Source organism: Microbacterium sp. UBA7513 (assembly GCF_002478345.1).
GTDB lineage: Bacteria > Actinomycetota > Actinomycetes > Actinomycetales > Microbacteriaceae > Microbacterium.
On record NZ_DLNJ01000006.1, the window covers coordinates 99,243 to 116,881 of the forward strand.

Annotated in this window: 15 protein-coding genes; 11 read left to right on the forward strand and 4 right to left on the reverse strand. The window is 70.2% G+C overall.

The genetic code is table 11. The features are described from left to right. Positions 1-180 precede the first annotated feature (180 nt). A complete protein-coding gene (locus tag B2W79_RS02760; RefSeq protein ID WP_071329359.1) occupies positions 181-435 on the forward strand; it encodes a hypothetical protein in 255 nt (84 codons plus the stop codon). Continuing rightward, positions 432-1,727: a hypothetical protein gene (locus B2W79_RS02765; RefSeq protein ID WP_292786793.1), complete on the forward strand. Its 1,296-nt coding sequence runs from the start codon at positions 432-434 to the stop codon at positions 1,725-1,727. Before B2W79_RS02760 ends, B2W79_RS02765 begins: the two co-directional genes overlap by 4 nt. A gap of 25 nt (positions 1,728-1,752) precedes the next feature. Here the strand turns inward: B2W79_RS02765 and B2W79_RS02770 are convergent, their stop codons facing one another. The 3 genes from B2W79_RS02770 to B2W79_RS02780 are packed head-to-tail and all read right to left on the reverse strand — an operon-like array spanning position 1,753 to position 2,775. After that, positions 1,753-2,157 carry a phage holin family protein gene (locus B2W79_RS02770; RefSeq protein ID WP_060922580.1) on the reverse strand — a complete coding sequence of 135 codons (405 nt, stop codon included), beginning with the start codon at positions 2,155-2,157 and terminating at the stop codon, positions 1,753-1,755. Between the two features lie 34 nt (positions 2,158-2,191). Then, on the reverse strand, positions 2,192-2,572 hold the full coding sequence (locus tag B2W79_RS02775) for a type II toxin-antitoxin system death-on-curing family toxin (RefSeq protein WP_187662696.1): 381 nt from the start codon (positions 2,570-2,572) through the stop codon (positions 2,192-2,194). Beyond that, positions 2,569-2,775 carry a hypothetical protein gene (locus B2W79_RS02780; RefSeq protein ID WP_292786800.1) on the reverse strand — a complete coding sequence of 69 codons (207 nt, stop codon included), beginning with the start codon at positions 2,773-2,775 and terminating at the stop codon, positions 2,569-2,571. The genes B2W79_RS02775 and B2W79_RS02780 overlap by 4 nt, the downstream gene beginning before the upstream one ends. A gap of 67 nt (positions 2,776-2,842) precedes the next feature. On the opposite strand from B2W79_RS02780, the gene B2W79_RS02785 reads away from it, so the two are divergent. The 5 genes from B2W79_RS02785 to B2W79_RS02805 all read left to right on the forward strand — a co-directional run bounded on the left by B2W79_RS02785 (position 2,843) and on the right by B2W79_RS02805 (position 11,426). Beyond that, entirely contained in the window at positions 2,843-3,910 is a 1,068-nt protein-coding gene (locus tag B2W79_RS02785; RefSeq protein ID WP_071329355.1) for a histidinol-phosphate transaminase, read from the forward strand. A 105-nt stretch (positions 3,911-4,015) separates the two neighbouring features. Further along, positions 4,016-5,143: a thiamine pyrophosphate-dependent dehydrogenase E1 component subunit alpha gene (locus tag B2W79_RS02790; RefSeq protein WP_292786805.1), complete on the forward strand. Its 1,128-nt coding sequence runs from the start codon at positions 4,016-4,018 to the stop codon at positions 5,141-5,143. A gap of 11 nt (positions 5,144-5,154) precedes the next feature. Further along, entirely contained in the window at positions 5,155-6,120 is a 966-nt protein-coding gene (locus tag B2W79_RS02795; protein WP_029989147.1) for an alpha-ketoacid dehydrogenase subunit beta, read from the forward strand. Between the two features lie 122 nt (positions 6,121-6,242). Continuing rightward, positions 6,243-7,604, forward strand: a complete 1,362-nt coding sequence (locus B2W79_RS02800; RefSeq protein WP_292786808.1) for a dihydrolipoamide acetyltransferase family protein — start codon at positions 6,243-6,245, stop codon at positions 7,602-7,604. Between the two features lie 249 nt (positions 7,605-7,853). Next, the gene (locus B2W79_RS02805) at positions 7,854-11,426 is read left to right on the forward strand and encodes a DUF7507 domain-containing protein (protein ID WP_292786811.1); all 3,573 of its coding nucleotides are present in this window, start codon (positions 7,854-7,856) and stop codon (positions 11,424-11,426) included. Between the two features lie 292 nt (positions 11,427-11,718). Here the strand turns inward: B2W79_RS02805 and B2W79_RS02810 are convergent, their stop codons facing one another. Further along, positions 11,719-12,933, reverse strand: coding sequence for an ROK family protein (locus tag B2W79_RS02810; protein WP_292786814.1), 1,215 nt, complete (start codon positions 12,931-12,933; stop codon positions 11,719-11,721). Between the two features lie 93 nt (positions 12,934-13,026). Between B2W79_RS02810 and B2W79_RS02815 the strand changes: the two genes are divergently transcribed. From B2W79_RS02815 to B2W79_RS02830, 4 genes are all read left to right on the forward strand, one after another. Then, complete coding sequence (locus B2W79_RS02815; RefSeq protein WP_292786817.1) at positions 13,027-14,355, forward strand: ABC transporter substrate-binding protein; 1,329 nt, start codon at positions 13,027-13,029, stop codon at positions 14,353-14,355. Continuing rightward, a complete protein-coding gene (locus B2W79_RS02820; protein WP_292786819.1) occupies positions 14,352-15,296 on the forward strand; it encodes a carbohydrate ABC transporter permease in 945 nt (314 codons plus the stop codon). The genes B2W79_RS02815 and B2W79_RS02820 overlap by 4 nt, the downstream gene beginning before the upstream one ends. Continuing rightward, the gene (locus B2W79_RS02825) at positions 15,296-16,174 is read left to right on the forward strand and encodes a carbohydrate ABC transporter permease (RefSeq protein WP_071329350.1); all 879 of its coding nucleotides are present in this window, start codon (positions 15,296-15,298) and stop codon (positions 16,172-16,174) included. The genes B2W79_RS02820 and B2W79_RS02825 overlap by 1 nt, the downstream gene beginning before the upstream one ends. A gap of 37 nt (positions 16,175-16,211) precedes the next feature. Next, a partial coding sequence (locus B2W79_RS02830; protein WP_292786823.1) for a glycoside hydrolase family 13 protein occupies positions 16,212-17,639 on the forward strand: 1,428 nt, incomplete at its 3' end.

Consider the following 17,639-nt stretch of genomic DNA (forward strand, 5'->3'; position numbering starts at 1 on the left):
GATCTCGGGCTGTCACGGATCCATTCTGCCGGTCGATGCCGTTCCTGCACAGCGGGGCCGGTTCGCGGCCGGCCCTCGACCCTCCCTGCACCGTCGCGTGCCCGGTCCGGCTGTCCACCGGTCGTTGCCGCCCGAGGGGCCCTGGCCCCACCGGACGCCGCCCGGCGGAAGGCTGAGTTCATGCCGTCCTTCGTCCTCACCGCGCTCTCTCCCGGCGTCGATCCTGCGCTGCGGGCCGGAGCGCTGTCCGAGCTGGACGCCGCTCTCGCGGGGCTCGACGATCTCGCTTCCACGCTGACGGCGCTGCGTGACGCGTGCGCCTGGGAGTCCGACGGCGTCGAGGCGCTGCGGTGGGCCCTCTGGCGGCTGTCGGACGACACGGCGACGGTGCACCGGACGCTGCAGGCGTGCCGCGGGGAGGTCGAGGGCGCATGAGCGGGCTCAACATCGATCACGGCGGCGCGATCGCGGTGGATACGACGCAGCTCCGCGAGCTCGCGGAGCGGGTGCGGGCTGTCGTGCCGGTCTGCGCGGAGGTGGAGGAATCGGTGGAGCGGGTCGAGGCGCTGCTCGGCTCGGCAGCGTGGACCCCGCTGGCCTCCGCGGCCTGGTCCCTCCGCTCCGCCGTGATGGCGGTGCAGACGCTGACGGCCCGCGTCCACGAGACGGCCGCCGATCTCGACCTCATGGCCGAGGTCTACGAGGTGGTCGAGCTGCGGGCGCGGGCGGAGGTGCTGTCGCACACCGATGCCGCTGCGGCTGCCGCAGTGGAGGCGCGGTTGCGGCTGCTCCTCGCCGCCGACGAGCGTCTGGCCCCGCTCGCAGACCTGCAGGAACGGACCGCGGACGAGCGGCGCTTCCGGGGCTTGGGCGATCAGTTCGACGCCGGAGGGCTGCTCCCGCCGATGTTCCTGGGCGGCGCTGTCGTCGGCGTGACGTCGGGGCTGGGGCGTGTGCGGCCCGGGATGCTCCTCGGTGCGACGGCGGATCCGGTGCGCGTCTCCGCGGCCTCCCACTCGCGTCCGGCCGGGGCGCCGAGCGGCTTGGCGAGCGCCTTCCGCCGCATGCCCTCCGCTTCCGGTGCACAGGTGGCGATCGAGAAGTACACGGTTCCGGGCGAGTCCCCGCGCTACGTCGCCTACGTCTCGGGCAGCCGCTCGATGTCCCTCCGGGAAGGCGGCGGTGTCGAGGCCTGGGACATGAAGTCGAACATCGAGCTCTACACCGGGGGCCGGTCCGCGTCGTATCAGGCGACTCTCGACGCGCTGGCCGCGGCGGGCGCGAGACCCGGCGATCGGGTGGACGTCGTCGCCCACTCGCAGGGCGGAATGATCGCGGCGCACCTGGCGATGGAGAGCGCGTTCACGGTGACGACCCAGATCACCGCCGGGAGCCCGGTCGAGCCGACGCTGTCCGCCGACCAGACGCTCGTGCAGCTCCGGCACACCGACGACGTGGTGTCCGCGCTCGCCGCAGGAGGGGCGAGGGAGGGCACGGGGTCCGCCGACAGCTTCACCGCCCGTCGGGTGGGTGACCCCGACCCCGGGCGCCAGGACCTCGCACTCGCGACGCATTCGCTGGAGAGCTATGTCGAGACCGCGGCGATGGTAGACGCCTCCACCGACCCGCGGGCGGTGGCTCTCGACGCCTACTGGGCGGACCTCGATCGCGCCGTCACCGTCGAACGCACCGAGTACCGCGCGGAGCGTGTGCTCCCCGATCCGTGAGCCGTACGCGCCGCCGGCAGACGGGTCAGTCGCGGCGGGAGCGCTTGTTCTGCGGGCGCAGGATGAAGCCGAAGATGCCGTTGATGATCGAGATGATCAGGGCGGCGAGAACGCCCCACCAGAACGACTCGACCGTCAGGCCCCACCCGAAGCTGCTGGTGATCCAGGCGGTCAGCCAGAGCAGGAAGCCGTTGATGAGGAAGCCGATGAGGCCGAACGTGAGGATGTACAGCGGGAAGGCGACGATCTTCACGACCGTGCCGATGATGGTGTTCACCAGCGCGAAGAGGGCTCCGACCGCGAGCAGCGTCAGGACGAGCTGCAGCGTCTCGCCCGGCGGGAAGGCGCGCACCGTGACCTGGAGCACGGGGATGAGCGTGACGACCCAGATGGCGAACGCGTTGACGACGACCCGGATGATGAAGCGCATGATGCGTTCAGTCTCCCACGCGGGGCTCGCGGTGTCAGCCGCGGTCGTCCACGGGGATCCGGTTCTCGCGGATGCGTCGCTCCGACTCGTCGAGGTCGATGCTGCCTGATGCGACGCCGATGACCAGATCGAAGGCATCGTCCGTCGTGAAGCGGTGCTTCCATCCGTTGATCCAGAGGAATGCCACGAAACTCGTCCACGCCGTGCGCTTGTTCCCGTCGAACAGGGGATGGTTGCGGGCCAGAGACTCGAGGAGGGCGGCCGCCTTCCGGTCCAGCGTGCCGTAGGCGTCCTCCCCGAACAGCGACGCGGCAGGGCGCGCGAGAGCTGACGCCAGGAGTCCGGCGTCCCGGACGTGGAACCCCAGGCGGCCGACGATGCGGAGGCCGTCCTCCAGAGTCAGATACTCGGTCACGCGTCTTCGAGTCGCTCGAGGAGGACCTTGTCGTTGTCGAACACGAAGTCGACGGCGGCGTCGACGAGGGCCGACCGATGAGTGTCCGCGACGAAGCGGTCGGCCGCCTCGATGAGCAGCGCATGCTTGGACGTGTGTCGCTGGGCGGCGACCTCGCCCAGCCGCGCATCGAGTTCCGCAGGGAGTCGCACCGTCATAGCCATACCAGAATGGTATCACCGCACCCTCGGCCCCGAAAGGGTGGCGGGCCGCACGTCCTAGACTCGACGCGTGACCGAGCCGACCCTGCCCCGCATCCGTCCCGCCATCGCCTCCCTCGCGCCGTACCGCCAGGGTAAGCAGGCCGGTCCCGAAGCCTTCAAGCTCTCCAGCAACGAGAACCCGTTCGACCCGCTGCCCTCGGTCCTCGACGCGCTGCAGCACACGACCCCGATGAACCGGTATCCCGACGCCACGGCTGGCCGTCTCCGCGCACGGCTCGGCGCCCGCTACGGGGTCGAGCCCGAGCGGGTCCATGTCGCCTCCGGCAGCGTCGCGATCCTGCACCAGCTCGTGCTCGCCACGGCGTCCGTCGGCGACGAGGTCGTCTACGCCTGGCGATCGTTCGAGGCGTACCCCAGCCTGCCGCTCGTCGCCGGGGCGACAGGGGTGCAGGTGCCGCTGACGGCCGACGCCCGTCACGACCTCGATGCGATGGCCGACGCCGTGACCGACCGCACGCGGGCGATCATCGTCTGCACGCCGAACAACCCGACCGGACCCATCGTCACCTCCGCCGAGTTCGCGGCGTTCGTGGACCGTGTGCCGTCCGACGTGCTCATCATCCTCGACGAGGCCTACGCCGAGTTCGTCACCGCCCCCGACGCCGTCGACGGCCTGGCCGGGCGCGTCTTCGAGGCGCACCCGAACGTGGTCGTCCTCCGCACGTTCTCCAAGGCCTACGGTCTGGCCGGCCTCCGGGTCGGCTATGCGATCGGTCACGAGAAGGTGCTCGACGCGGCACGGACGACCGGGATCCCGCTGTCGGTCACCTCCGCGGCCGAGAACGCCGCCATCGCGAGCCTCGATGCGGAAGCCGAGCTCCTGGAGCGCGTCGCCGTGATCGTCGAGCGCCGCGCCCGTCTCGTCGAGGGGCTCCGAGCGCAGGGCTGGGAGGTGCCGGACGCCCAGGGCAACTTCGTCTGGCTGCCGACCGGTGCGCGCACCGACGAGGTCGCGGCGGCCTTCGTCGACGCCGACCTGATCGTGCGCCCGTTCTCCGGCGACGGCATCCGGATCTCCGTCGGCGAGGAGGAGGCCGTCGCCCGCGTGCTCGAGGTCGCAGCGACCCTCCGCTGAGCGCGCCCTCGCCCCACGAACCGCGGAATCTCGGGGTTCCGGGGAGATACGAGGGCGTCCTAGGTATGCGTGACCCGGCATGCCGGCGCGGGTAGCGTGGGGGCCGTGAGCACCTCTGAGACCCCCCTCGTGCGCGTTCTGGACGAGACCGGAAAGGTCGCCCCGACGCCGGCCGCGGAGCAGTACCTGCCGCTCATCGAGGCCATCCCCGACGACGAGCTCGCGCAGTTCTACCGCGACATGGTGGGCATCCGCGCGATCGACACCCAGGCCACCAACCTGCAGCGGCAGGGCCAGCTCGCCCTGTGGCCGCCGAGCCGCGGACAGGAGGCGGCGCAGGTCGGCTCCGGCCGTGCCGCCCGCGCGCAGGACACGATCTTCCCCTCGTACCGCGAGCACGCCGTCACCCGGATCCGCGGCGTGGACCCGGTCGACATCATCAAGCTCATGCGCGGCGTCTCCCACGGCGGCTGGGACCCGACCGACCCGAAGAACGGCAACACCCGGCTCTACACGCTCGTCCTCGGCTCCCAGGTGCTCCACGCCGCGGGCTACGCGATGGGCCTCACGTTCGACGGCCGCACCGGCACCGGCGACCCCGAGCGCGACGAGGCCGTCGTCGTGTACTACGGCGACGGCGCCTCCAGCCAGGGTGACGTGCACGAGGCCATGGTGTTCGCGGCGAGCTACCAGGCCCCGACGCTGTTCTTCCTGCAGAACAACCACTGGGCGATCTCGGTCCCCGTCACCACGCAGTCGCGGGTGCCGCTCGTGCAGCGCAGCGCCGGGTACGGCATCCCGAGCGTCCGCGTGGACGGCAACGACGTCCTCGCCAGCTACGCGGTGTCCCGCGTGGCCCTCGACGATGCGCGCGCCGGCGGCGGCCCTCGCGCCATCGAGGCCGTGACCTACCGGCTCGGCGCGCACACGACCAGCGACGATCCCACGAAGTACCGCGGCGACGACGAGGAGCTCGCGTGGGCCGGGCGCGACCCGATCGTCCGCATGCGCGCCTTCCTGGAGAACCGCGGCGCCGAGGAGAGCTTCTTCGCCGAGGTCGACGCCGAGGCCGCCGATGCCGCGGAAGACCTCCGCGCCCGCACCGTGCAGCTCGGCCCGCCCCGCGCCGACCTCATGTTCGACCACGTGTACAGCGAGCCGCATCCGCTGATTGAGGAGCAGAAAGCGTGGCGCGCCCGCTACGAGGCGTCGTTCGAAGGAGAGGGCCAGTGACCCGGGAGACCATGCCGCTGGGCAAGGCGCTGAACGCCGGAATGCGCAAGGCGATGGAGGACGACCCGAAGGTCCTCCTCATGGGCGAGGACATCGGCAAGCTCGGCGGCGTCTTCCGCATCACCGAGCACCTGCAGCGCGACTTCGGGGAGCAGCGCGTGCTGGACACCCCGCTCGCGGAGTCGGCCCTCGTGGGAACCGCGATCGGCCTCGCGATGGCCGGGTTCCGTCCCGTCGTCGAGATCCAGTTCGACGGCTTCGTCTTCCCCGCGTTCGACCAGATCACCACCCAGCTCGCCAAGCTCACCAACCGGCACGAGGGGTCGCTGCGGCTGCCCGTCGTGATCCGCATCCCGTACGGCGGGCACATCGGCGCGGTCGAGCACCACCAGGAGAGCCCGGAGGCCTACTTCACCCACACCCCCGGTCTGCGCGTGGTGTCGCCGTCCACCGCGAACGACGCCTACTGGATGATCCAGGAGGCCATCGCGTCGGACGACCCGGTGATCTTCCTGGAGCCGAAGAGCCGGTACTGGCCGAAGGGCGAGGTCGAGCTCGACGCGCCCGCCGTCCCGCTGCACTCCTCGCGGGTGGTGCGGACCGGGACCGACGTGACGCTCGTCGGACACGGCGCCATGGTCACGACTCTGCTCCAGGCCGCCGCGCTCGCCGAGGCCGAGGGCACGAGCTGCGAGGTCGTCGACGTGCGCTCGCTGTCGCCGGTGGATTACGAGCCGATCCTCGGGTCGGTGCGCAAGACCGGACGCATGGTCTACGCGCAGGAGGCTCCGGGGTTCACGAGCCTCGGCAGCGAGATCGCCGCGACCGTCATGGAGCGCGCGTTCTACGCCCTCGAGGCTCCGGTGCTGCGGGTCTCGGGGTACGACACCCCGTTCCCGCCCGCGAAGCTCGAGGGCGCCTACCTGCCGGATGCCGATCGCATCCTCGAAGCCGTCGACCGCTCCCTGGCCTACTGACACCGACGTTCCATGTTCACAACTCAGGACAATCGCCCCCTTCACCCGTCCAGCGCGGGCGCAGGGGCGCGCACCGGTTCGAGTCTCCTGAGTTATGAACGCGGCCCACGAAAGGACTCCGCATGAGCACGCAGAACTTCCCCCTTCCGGACGTCGGCGAAGGGCTGACCGAGGCCGAGATCGTCGCCTGGAAGGTGGCCCCGGGCGACCGGGTCGCCATCAACGACGTCATCTGCGAGATCGAGACCGCGAAGTCCCTCGTCGAGCTGCCCTCCCCGCATGCGGGCGTGGTCGGCGAGCTGCTCGTCGACGAGGGGGCGACGGTCGAGGTCGGCACCCCGATCATCACCTTTGTGACCGACGCGGCCGGCTCGGGGACCGGTGCGGTCGCGCCCGGCACCGTTGCGACGGCCGAGGCGCCCGCGCCCGAGGAGGGCGGCGGGTCGGTGCTCGTCGGCTACGGCTCCGGAAGCGGCGCGACCTCGCGACGCAAGCGCCCGGCCGAGCGCCCGGTGCGGTCGTCGGTCGGCGTGATCGCGAAGCCGCCGATCCGCAAGCTCGCCCGCGACCTCGGCGTCGACCTCACGAGCGTGACGCCCACGGGCGCCGACGGCGAGGTCACCCGCGACGACGTGATGAAGCACGCCTCCCAGGCCAGCGTCTTCCGCAACATCGAGACCCCGGAGTGGGGGAGCGTGCGGGAGGAGACGGTGCCGGCGCCGCAGGCCCCGTCCGGCCTGGCGCGTGGCCTCGCGCCCGTGCGCCCGTCGGCGGCCGGCGACGACCGCACCGAGTCCATCCCGGTGAAGGGCGTGCGCAAGGCGACGTCGTCGGCGATGGTGCAGAGCGCGTACTCCGCCCCGCACGTGACGGTGTGGAAGGAGATCGACGCCACCCGCACGATGGAGCTCGTCAAGCGCCTCAAGGCCTCGCCCGACTACGCCGACATCAAGGTCTCGCCGCTGCTCATCATGGCCCGCGCGGTGATCTGGGCGGTGCGCCGGACGCCGATGGTCAACGCGGCCTGGATCGACACCGAGGCCGGGGCCGAGATCGCCGTGCGCCACTACGTGAACCTCGGCATCGCCGCCGCCACGCCCCGCGGCCTGCTCGTGCCGAACATCAAGGACGCGCAGGACCTCAGCATGAAGGACCTCGCCCGCGCCCTGAACCGGCTCACGCTCACGGCGCGTGAGGGCAAGACCCCGCCGGCCGACCAGCAGAACGGCACGATCACCATCACGAACATCGGCGTATTCGGGATGGACGCCGGCACTCCAATCATCAACCCGGGCGAGGCCGGCATCGTCGCCATGGGCACGATCAGCCAGAAGCCCTGGGTCGTCGACGGCGAGGTGCGCCCGCGCTGGGTGACCACGGTCGCCGGCTCGTTCGACCACCGCGTGATCGACGGCGACGGCATGAGCCGCTTCATCGCCGACGTCGCCTCCATCCTCGAGGAGCCCGCGCTGCTGGTGGACTGAGGTCCCTGCGCCGCAACAGGCAATCGCGCGAGATCAGGCTCTGGCGTGGGGGAGAGCCTGCTCCCGCGCGTCGGCATCATCCCCGGTGTTCGAGTGGCACCTGCGCCATGCGCTCGAGACGAATCAGGGCCAAAGGTCACTCTTCGGTCGGGACGCACGCTCGCCCGGGACGGGTGAGACCTCTTGCCTGGTGTTCCGGCCCGGGTCTACTCTCCGGCTGGGGGAGATATCCGACCGAGATGAGTCGAGATGTCCAGTCGTACATCGCAGGTGCTGGTCCGAAACACGCAGGGCGCTCGTCGTCGCGCGCGTCTGCTGCTCTCGGCAGCGTTGGCGGCGCTCCTCGGCGTCGCGGGCCTCGTGGGCGCGTCCGCCGCGGTGGCGGCACCGGGGAGCCCCGGGGTGCCGCAGGCGCCGGCGACCGCGGTCTACCTGGAGACCTTCGAGAACCAGACGGCGACCAACGGCATCCGGATCGGTCAGTACACCGGCGGGGCGGCGGCGAACACGGAGACCTACGTGACGAGCCCGAACTGGGCTCCGGTCGCCGACCAGTGCAACGGCTGGGTCCTGCGCTCGACGACACCGCGGAACGCGGTGGTGACCGGCGTGGACTCGGGCTGCGACGCCACGGCCTGGGCGTATCTCCAGGGGATGGCGACAGCCATCGGTCTGTACAAGGGTCAACCGCTGGCGGCGGCTCAGCAGAACCAGATCCTGTCGGAGTACACCAACGGCGGCTCCGCGCCCGGCCCCGGCGTCGAGTTCCAGACCGCCAAGCCCATCACCGCAGGGATCGTTCCCGGGCACTTCTACCTCATCAGCGCGGTGTACGGTGCCGCGAACTGCGTGTCCGAGGGGCCGACGTTGAACCGTGTGGATCCGCGGCTGAGCTTCAACCTGATCGTGAACCAGACCGGCAGCGGGCCCGCGCCCGGTACGGGTGGGGGCACGGTCACCACCCTCGCCAGCGGCCTCAATCCATGCACTGATCCGGCAGCGCGAGAGATCACGGTGGGCGGGAGGCTCTTCCATGTCGCGGAGCTGCAGTCCGCGGGATTCCGCGCCGACGCCACGACCACCTCGCTCGGCGTGCAGCTGTTCAACGCGGCGGGCGGGTTCCGTGGGAACGACAGCGGTTTCGACGACCCGCAGATCGTCGACGCGACACCGCAGCTCGACAAGGTGTTCAGTCCGACGACGGTGAAGGTCGGGCAGACCTCCACGCTGACGTTCACCATCACCAACACGGACGATCTCGAGGCGAAGAACGGATGGTCGTTCACCGACACCCTCCCGGCGGGGCTGCGTTTCGCGGGCGATCCCACCACCGACTGCCCGGCGGGAGCGGCGACGGTCGACGGGACGCGCATCAGCGGGACCGGGAACATGGACGCGGGCACGGTCTCGTGCACATTCACGGTTCCGATCACCTCCGACACCGAGGGTTCCTACACGAACGGCCCGTCGAACATCGGCCCGATCAGCGGTCTGCTCGAGCCGGGCAACAGCACGGTGGTCTTTACCGCCGCGGACGCGCCCGCGATCAGCCTCGTGAAGTCTTCGAGCCTCACCGACCCGGCGCAGTACGTACTGAACGCCCCGGTGACGTACTCGTTCCTGGTCACCAACACCGGAAACGTCGACCTGACCGCGGTCGCCGTCTCCGAGACGGCCTTCAGCGGCACGGGGAGCCCACCGGTCGCCGCGTGTCCGCAGACCACGCTTGCACCAGGGGAATCGACGACGTGCACGGCTGAGTACACGCTCACGCAAGCAGACATCGACGCGGGAGAGGTGACCAACACCGCTCAGGCGACCGGCACTCCACCGGAGGGGGATCCGGTCACTGCGACGGACGATGCCGTTATCTCCGGGAGCGAGGCACCGCAGCTCTCCCTCGTGAAGACGGCTGACGCGAGCGGCGTGCAATCCCCGACTCGCGTCGGCGATCCCATCGCCTACACGATCCTCGTGACGAACACCGGCAACGTCACGCTCACCGACGTCGCCGTCACCGACACGCTCCTCGGAAGCGCCATCACGTATACCTGGCCGGGGGCGGCGGGCACCCTTGCGCCCGGGCAGAGCGCGACAGCCACCGGAACGCACGAGGTCACCGCCCTCGACATCGAGACCGGCGCGGTGACGAACACCGCCACCGCCACCTCTCGCGACCCCAACGGCGCCGAGGTGCCGGCCGGGCCGCAATCCACGACGACGCCGCTGGACCAGGCTCCGGCCCTCGCGCTGGTCAAGTCCGCGTCCCCGGCGCTCAGCACGCCGCCGGCACCCGGCGACCTCATCACGTTCTCGTTCACCGTCAGCAACACCGGGAACCTCGACCTCCGCGAGGTGGCGATCACCGACCGGCTTCCGGGCCTGTCCGCCATCACCTACACATGGCCGGGCGACGCCGGGGTGCTGTTCCCCGGCCAGGAAGGCACGGGGACGGCCACCTACGCGATCACACAGGCCGATATCGACGCCGGTGTCGTGGCGAACACCGCCGTCGCGAACGGCACCACGGAAGCAGGAGCCAACGTCCCCTCCAACGAGGCCGACACCTCTACTCCCCTGGAACGGGCACCGGCCCTCACCCTCGTGAAGACAGCCGACGGAGCCGGGATCACCGACCCCGCCGAGCCGGGGCAGCCCATCGTCTACTCGTTCACGGTGACCAACTCGGGGAACACGACCCTCACCGCGGTGGCCATCACGGACCAGCTCTCCGGCCTGCCGCCGTTGACCTACACCTGGCCCGCGGCAGACGGCGTCCTCCTGCCGGGCCAGGAAGCCACCGCCACCAGCACCTACTCCACCACCGCCGCCGACATCGACAACGGAGAGGTCACCAACAACGCCACCGCCACCGGGCAACCACCGGCCGGCGACCCCATCGATTCGGACCCCGCGACCACGACCACGCCATTGACGCAGGCCTCGTCACTCAGCCTCGTCAAGACCGCTGACGCGAGCGGGATCACTGATCCGGCAGAAGCCGGACAGCCCATCGTCTATTCCTTCACCGTGACCAATACCGGAAACACGACCCTCACCGACGTCGCCGTCTCCGACGAACTCGCGGGCCTCCCGCCGCTGCGGTACACCTGGCCCGGCGAGGCGGGAGTGCTGCGTGCCGGCGAGGAAGCCACCGCGACGAGCTCCTACCCGATCACGACCGCCGACATCGACAGGGGCAGCGTGACCAACAACGCGACAGCCACCGGGCGGCCCCCGACGGGCGACCCCCTCGAGTCCGATCCGCAGTCGACCACCACACCGCTCGAGCAGGAGTCTGCACTGGAGCTCCGTAAGAGCGCGGATGGATCCGGGATCACGGACCCCGCCGAGGTCGGACAGCCCATCGTCTACACCTTCACGGTCACGAACACCGGCAACACCACTCTCACGGACGTCATCATCGTGGACGAGCTGGCAGGGCTGCCTGCCTTGACCTACACCTGGCCCGCGGCGGAGGGGGTGCTGCTCCCCGGCGAGGAGGCCACCGCCACCAGCACCTACGCGATCACCGCCGCCGACATCGCCCGGGGCACAGTCACGAACAACGCGACGGCCACCGGCACACCCCCGACAGGGGACCCCATCGAATCCGACCCCGCGACGACGACGACCGACCTCGTCGTGACCCCGGAGCCGACACCGAGCCCGACCCCGGCGCCGAGCACGGGCGGGCTCTCCGACACCGGAGGGACCGTGCCGCTCGTCGCCCTGGCTGCCGCCGTGTGCCTTCTTGTCGTCGGCAGCGGGCTTGCTGTCGCAGCTCGACGGAGGAAGGTCACGCGGAACCAAGATCACTAGATCACGGGGACCGGGATTGAGTCCTCGGGTTGACCAGCTAGAGAGTGGCGACCAACAGGCAATCGCGCGAGATCAGGCAGGAGAGCGGGGGAGCTGCTGATGTCGCGCGTGCGCCTGTTCTGGCGGGAGGGCGGGAGGGGACCAGGCAGGTCGACTCTGCGGCCGTGCTCCCCCTCACGGAGGGCCGTACATCGCACTCGGGTGGTGGACCCAGGCGTTCGCGCGAGAGCAGGCTGCCAGGGAGGGAGGGGCCTGAACTCGCGCGCGTGCCTGTTCTCGCCAGGGGAGGAGGTCAGGCGGTGAGACGCTGTTCCGCGAGGCGCGGGACGGCACGTTCCCGAGCGGCCTTCCGGGCGGTCGCGATGGCCCCGGCCGACACGACCTCCGCGCCGAGCGTCGAGGCGAGGATCTCCGGTGCGGGCAGGTGCAGCTCGTCCGGGAGTATCCGGCGGGCGGTGGCCAGCACGGGTTCGATGCTCTCCGCCACGGCCCCGCAGATGATCACGCGCGCGGGGTCGTACATGCTGCCGAGCACGCCGACGACCCGGGCGAGCGTGGCGCCCACGCGCTCGGCGACGTGGAGGGCGTCGGGGTCTCCGGAGGCGGCGAGCGTCAGCACCAGTCGGGGGTCGACCGGCCCGTCCGCCACGAGCCGGCCGAGGGCTCCGTCGGCGGGGGCCTCGCCCTCCGCGACGGCGGCCCGGGCCTGCTCTTCCAGCGCGTACCGCAGCCCGACCGCCGAGCCGACGCCGATGATGTGATCGAACACCACGCCCTCGCCGACGCCGCCGTGGGCGCCGTGGAGCACGTGCCCGTCGACGACCACGCCGCCGCCGAAGCGCTCGCTGGCGAGCAGGGCCACGTAGTCGCGGCAGTCGACGGCGACCCCGAGCGTCCCCTCGGCGATCGCGGCCAGCTGGGCGTCGTTCTTGACCTCGACCACCGGAGCCCAGTCGTGCAGGGCCTCGGCGAGCCCGGGGTTCGTGCGCTCCCAGAAGCCGTCGGGGTGCGGGGGCGAGATGCCGTCGCGGTTCACGGGAGCGGCGACACCGGCGCACACCGCGAGCACACGCTCCGAGGGCACCCCGGCCTCGTCGCGCGCGGCGCTGAGGTGCTGCAGGATCGTCGCCCGGCGGTCGTCGGCGCTCTGCGCGGGGTCGACCTCCACGCGATGGTGCACGAGCGTGCGATCGAGCAGATCCGCGACGGTCACCGCGAGGTGCGTGTCTCCGGCGTCGATGCCCATCACCACACCGAGGTCCGCCGAGAGGGCGAAGCGGCGCGCGGGGCGTCCGGAGCGGTAGTCGCCGATGGCGCGGGCGTTCGGCAGCTCGCGCAGCACGTCCGCGGTGACGAGCGTGTCGATCGCGTCGATGGTGGTGGAGCGCGTCAGCGAGGTGCCGGCCATGGCCTCGGTGGCGGTGAACTCGCCCGCCGTCCAGGCGAAGTCGAGCACCGCGCTCACGCTCGCGCGGCCGGTGCCGAGTCCCGTCGAGACCTCTGTCACTCCCCTTGACCTTTCTGTCGCCCAGATGAGACAGTACCTCTAGACGGACTAAATTCGCTCACTAGATTTACTCCGCGGATCTACGAAGGGACGATGGTGTCTGCAACACGACCACGAGTGGTGCGCTGGACCGCCGGAGCGCTCGGCCTCGTGCTGACCGGCGCCGCGCTCACCGGCTGCGCCGCGGGCGGGGGAGCGGAGACGATCCGCTTCACGTTCAGCAAGCGCGAGGCGATCCCGTTCATGACGGAGCTCGTCGCGGAGTACAACGCGTCGCAGGACGACGTGCGGGTGGAGATCGACACGTCCGGCGTCGACGTCGTGTCGGCGAGCTTCGTCCGCGGCAACCCGCCGGACATCATGCTCGCCAACTACAACTACGAGGTCGCCCGGTTCGTGCAGCGCTGCGCGCTCACCGATCTCTCCGACACCGAGGCCGCCGCCGGCATCCGCGACGACCTGCAGCCGCTCATGGATCAGTACGGCTCCTGCGCAGGACGCACCAGCGCGCTGCCGTACTCGGTCATGGCCGCCTCCGTCATCTACAACAAGCAGATCTTCGCGGAGCAGGGCCTGGAGGTGCCGCAGACCTGGGACGAGCTCCTCGCCGTCAGCGACAGCCTCCGCGAGGCCGGGATCGACCCGTTCTACGCCACCTTCAAAGACGACTGGACCGTCGGGCAGGGGTGGTACGACTACGCCGTCGGCGGCTCGCTCGACGTGCTGGCGTTCTTCGACGCGCTCGCCGCCGAGGGCACCGACGTCGGCCCGGACTCGGAGGTCTCGTTCGAGAAGGACTTCGCGGAGCCGATGGACAAGATGATGCTGCTCGCGGACGAGTACACGAACGAGGACGCCGCGAGCCGGGCGTACGGAGACGGGAACCTCGCCTTCGCGAAGGGCGAGGCCGCGATGTACCTGCAGGGGCCGTGGGCGTTCAGCGAGATCGCCAAGACCGACCCCGACCTCGACCTCGGGACCTTCCCGCTGCCCATGACCGACGATCCGGACGACCTCGCGGTCCGCGTCAACATGGACCTCGCGGTCATGATCCCGGAGGAGTCGAAGCACCAGGAGGCCGCGCGCGACTTCCTGGAGTACCTCTACCTCCCTGAGCACATCGAGGAGTACAACGCGTCGCAGCTCGGGTTCACCCCGACGACCGACGCGGCGCCGCCGGACGACCCGCGCATCGAGGGCATGATCGAGTACTACGACGAGGGCCGGATCTATCAGGGCCCCTCAGTGCTCGTCCCGAAGACCCTCCCGATCTTCAACTACGCGCAGGCCATGGTCCTCGGCGCCGCCCCGTCGTCCATCCTCCGCACCATGGACGCCGACTGGTCCCGCATCGCCTTCCGCGCCCCCATCCCGAGCTCCGAGGATTCCGCATCGGGCGAGACAGAGGAGTCCGCGCCATGAGCACCACCACGACCACCGGCGCCGCCGCCGGGACGAGCACCACCGCGATCATCACCGGCGGGCAGCGGAAGATCCGCCGCCACACCCGCCGCGTCGAGCCGATCTACTACCTGTTCCTCCTGCCGACTCTGGTGATCTTCACGCTCGCGATCACCGTCCCCGGCGTGATCGGCATCTTCTTCAGCTTCACCGACTCCATCGGCATCGGCGAATGGAGCTTCAACGGGCTGACGAACTACATCGCGCTGTTCAGCGACCCGGCGATCCCGCAGAGCTACCTCTTCACGTTCGGGTTCTCGATCGCGACCGTGATCGTCGTCAACGTGATCGCGTTCCTGCTGGCGGTCGGCCTCACGTCCCGGATCCGGTTCAAGACGGGCCTGCGGACGATCTTCGTGATCCCGATGGTGATCTCGGGCATCATCATCGCCTACGTCTTCAACTTCCTGTTCTCGAACTCGATCCCCGCGGCGGGCGCGGCCACCGGCATCCCGTGGCTGGAGACGAGCCTGCTCGCCAACCCCGATCTCGCCTGGGTCGCGATCGTCATCGTCACCGCCTGGCAGGCGGTCCCCGGTACCCTCCTCATCTACATCGCCGGACTCCTGTCGGTGCCGGGCGAGGTGTACGAGGCGGCGAGCATCGACGGTGCCAGCCGGACTCAACAGCTCACCCGCATCACCATCCCCCTCGTCGCCGGATACGTCGTCATCAACGTGATCCTCGGCTTCAAGGGCTTCCTCAACGCCTACGACATCATCGTCGGCCTCACCAACGGCGGTCCCGGCACCGCCACCCGCAGCGTCGCGATGACGATCATCGCGGGCTTCAACGGCGGCGACTACGCCTACCAGATGGCCAACGCCACGATCTTCTTCATCGTGGCCGTGCTCATCTCCGTCCTCCAGCTCTCGCTGACCCGCGGAAGGAACACGTTCTGATGTCGACGGAGACCCTCACCACCATCCCCGCGGACGGACGCCGGAAGCGGCAGAAGATGGAGCGCGTCAACTGGTCGGGAACCATCATCCTGATCCTGTGCACGGCGACCATCCTCATCCCGTTGTACGTGACGATCTCGATGGCGTTCAAGACCACCGGGCAGGCGGTCGACGGCAACGCGTTCTCGCTGCCGGCGCCGTTCAGCATCGACGGCTTCGTGCAGGCGTGGACGCTGACGAAGTTCCCCGTGGGTGCCGCGATCTCGCTGCTCGTCACGGCGGGGACGGTCATCGCGACCATCGTGCTCGCGGCCTTCGCGTCGTACGCGATCGTGCGCAACTGGGACCGCCGACTGTTCCGGTACTCCTTCTTCTACCTGCTCGCGGCGATGTTCATCCCGTTCCCCGTCGTGGCGCTTCCGCAGATCCAGCTCACCGGACGCGTTGGCCTCGACAACCCGTTCGGCGTGATCATCCTCGCCACGATGTTCCAGCTCAGCTTCAGCGTGCTGCTGTTCACGGCCTTTCTGCGGTCGATCCCCATCGAGCTGGAGGAGAGCGCGCGGATCGACGGCGCGACCACCTGGCAGACGTTCTGGAAGCTGATCTTCCCGCTGCTCGCCCCGATGAGCGCCACGGTCGGCATCTTCGCCTTCCTCTACGCCTGGAACGACTTCATGATGCCGTCGCTGATCATCTCCGACCCCGCGCTGCAGACCCTCCCGGTGCGGCAGAACCTCTTCCAGAACCAGTTCAGCAACAACTACAACGTCGCCTTCGCCTCGTACCTGATGGCCATGGCTCCCGCGATCGTCGCCTACCTCTTCACTCAGCGCTGGGTGATGGAGGGCGTCACGCAGGGTGCCGTCAAGGGCTGACCCGACCCCCGCAAGAAACAAGGAGAGCCTCTTCCTCATGACCGATTCGCTGCTCACCGCGACCCGCGAAGACGACAAGACCGCGACCTGGTGGCGTCAGGCCGCCGTGTACCAGATCTATCCGCGGAGCTTCGCGGACGCCGACGGCGACGGCCTGGGTGACATCCCCGGCATCGTGTCGCGCGCCGACTACCTCGCCGAGCTCGGCATCGACGCGGTGTGGCTGAGCCCGTTCTATCCGTCGGAGCTCGCCGACGGCGGGTACGACGTGGCGGACTACCGGAACGTCGACCCCCGCCTCGGCACTCTCGACGACTTCGACGCCATGGTCGAGGCGCTGCACGCGCGGGGCATCCGCGTCGTCGTCGACATCGTCCCCAACCACACCTCCGACCAGCACGCCTGGTTCCAGGAGGCGCTCGCCGCAGGCCGCGGCTCGGCCGCCAGGGAGCGCTACATCTTCCGTGAGGGCACCGGCCCGGACGGCACCGAGCCGCCCACCGACTGGGTCTCGGTCTTCGGCGGCAGCGCCTGGGAGCGCGTCGCGGACGGTCAGTGGTACCTGCACAACTTCGCTGTCGAGCAGCCCGACCTCAACTGGGACCACCCCGAGGTGCGCGAGGACTTCCTCACGACGCTCCGCTTCTGGTCGGACCGCGGCGTGGACGGGTTCCGCATCGATGTGGCCCACATGCTGACGAAGGACCTCACCGAGCCGCTGCCGTCGCGCGCCGAACTCGACGCGATGGACCGCACCTCGGGCACGCACCCGATGATCGACCGCGACGACGTGCACGAGATCTACGCGCAGTGGCGCGCGGTCTTCAACGAGTACGACCCGCCGCGCACCGCGGTCGCCGAGGCATGGGTGGAGACCCCGGAGCGCCGCGCGAAGTACGCTTCCGCGGAGGGGCTCGGACAGGCGTTCAACTTCGACCTGCTCGTCGCCGACTTCGACGCGGCCGACTTCCAGCGCATCATCGCCGACAACCTCGCCCAGGCGCAGGCCGCGGGCTCGTCGACGACCTGGGTGCTCTCGAACCACGATGTGACGCGGCACGCCACCCGCTACGGCCTGCCGCCCCTGCGTGGGCGTGCGGTCAAGCAGGGCACGGAGTGGGTGCGCGCCGGAGGCCCGGAGGAGGGTCTCGACCGCGAGGGCGGCCTGCGCCGGGCGCACGCCGCGACCCTGCTGTTGCTCGGCCTGCCGGGCAGCGCCTACCTCTATCAGGGTGAGGAGCTGGGCCTGCACGAGGTCGCGGACATCGCGCCCGACCAGCGACAGGACCCCGGGTTCTTCCGCGGTGCGGACTTCGACGGCCTCGGACGTGACGGCTGCCGCGTGCCGCTGCCGTGGACGACGTCCGGCAGCTCGTACGGCTTCGGCGCGGCCGGCGCGCACCTGCCGCAGCCCGGCTGGTTCGCGGAGCATGCGGTCGAGGTGGAGGACGCCGACCCCGGCTCG

Coding starts and splice junctions, on each gene's coding strand:
- B2W79_RS02760 (WP_071329359.1), top strand. CDS start 181: ATGCCGTCCTTCGTCCTCACCGCGCTCTCTCCCGGCGTCGATCCTGCG.
- B2W79_RS02765 (WP_292786793.1), top strand. CDS start 432: ATGAGCGGGCTCAACATCGATCACGGCGGCGCGATCGCGGTGGATACG.
- B2W79_RS02770 (WP_060922580.1), bottom strand. CDS start 2,157: ATGCGCTTCATCATCCGGGTCGTCGTCAACGCGTTCGCCATCTGGGTC.
- B2W79_RS02780 (WP_292786800.1), bottom strand. CDS start 2,775: ATGGCTATGACGGTGCGACTCCCTGCGGAACTCGATGCGCGGCTGGGC.
- B2W79_RS02795 (WP_029989147.1), top strand. CDS start 5,155: ATGCCGCTGGGCAAGGCGCTGAACGCCGGAATGCGCAAGGCGATGGAG.
- B2W79_RS02800 (WP_292786808.1), top strand. CDS start 6,243: ATGAGCACGCAGAACTTCCCCCTTCCGGACGTCGGCGAAGGGCTGACC.
- B2W79_RS02805 (WP_292786811.1), top strand. CDS start 7,854: ATGTCCAGTCGTACATCGCAGGTGCTGGTCCGAAACACGCAGGGCGCT.
- B2W79_RS02815 (WP_292786817.1), top strand. CDS start 13,027: ATGGTGTCTGCAACACGACCACGAGTGGTGCGCTGGACCGCCGGAGCG.
- B2W79_RS02820 (WP_292786819.1), top strand. CDS start 14,352: ATGAGCACCACCACGACCACCGGCGCCGCCGCCGGGACGAGCACCACC.
- B2W79_RS02825 (WP_071329350.1), top strand. CDS start 15,296: ATGTCGACGGAGACCCTCACCACCATCCCCGCGGACGGACGCCGGAAG.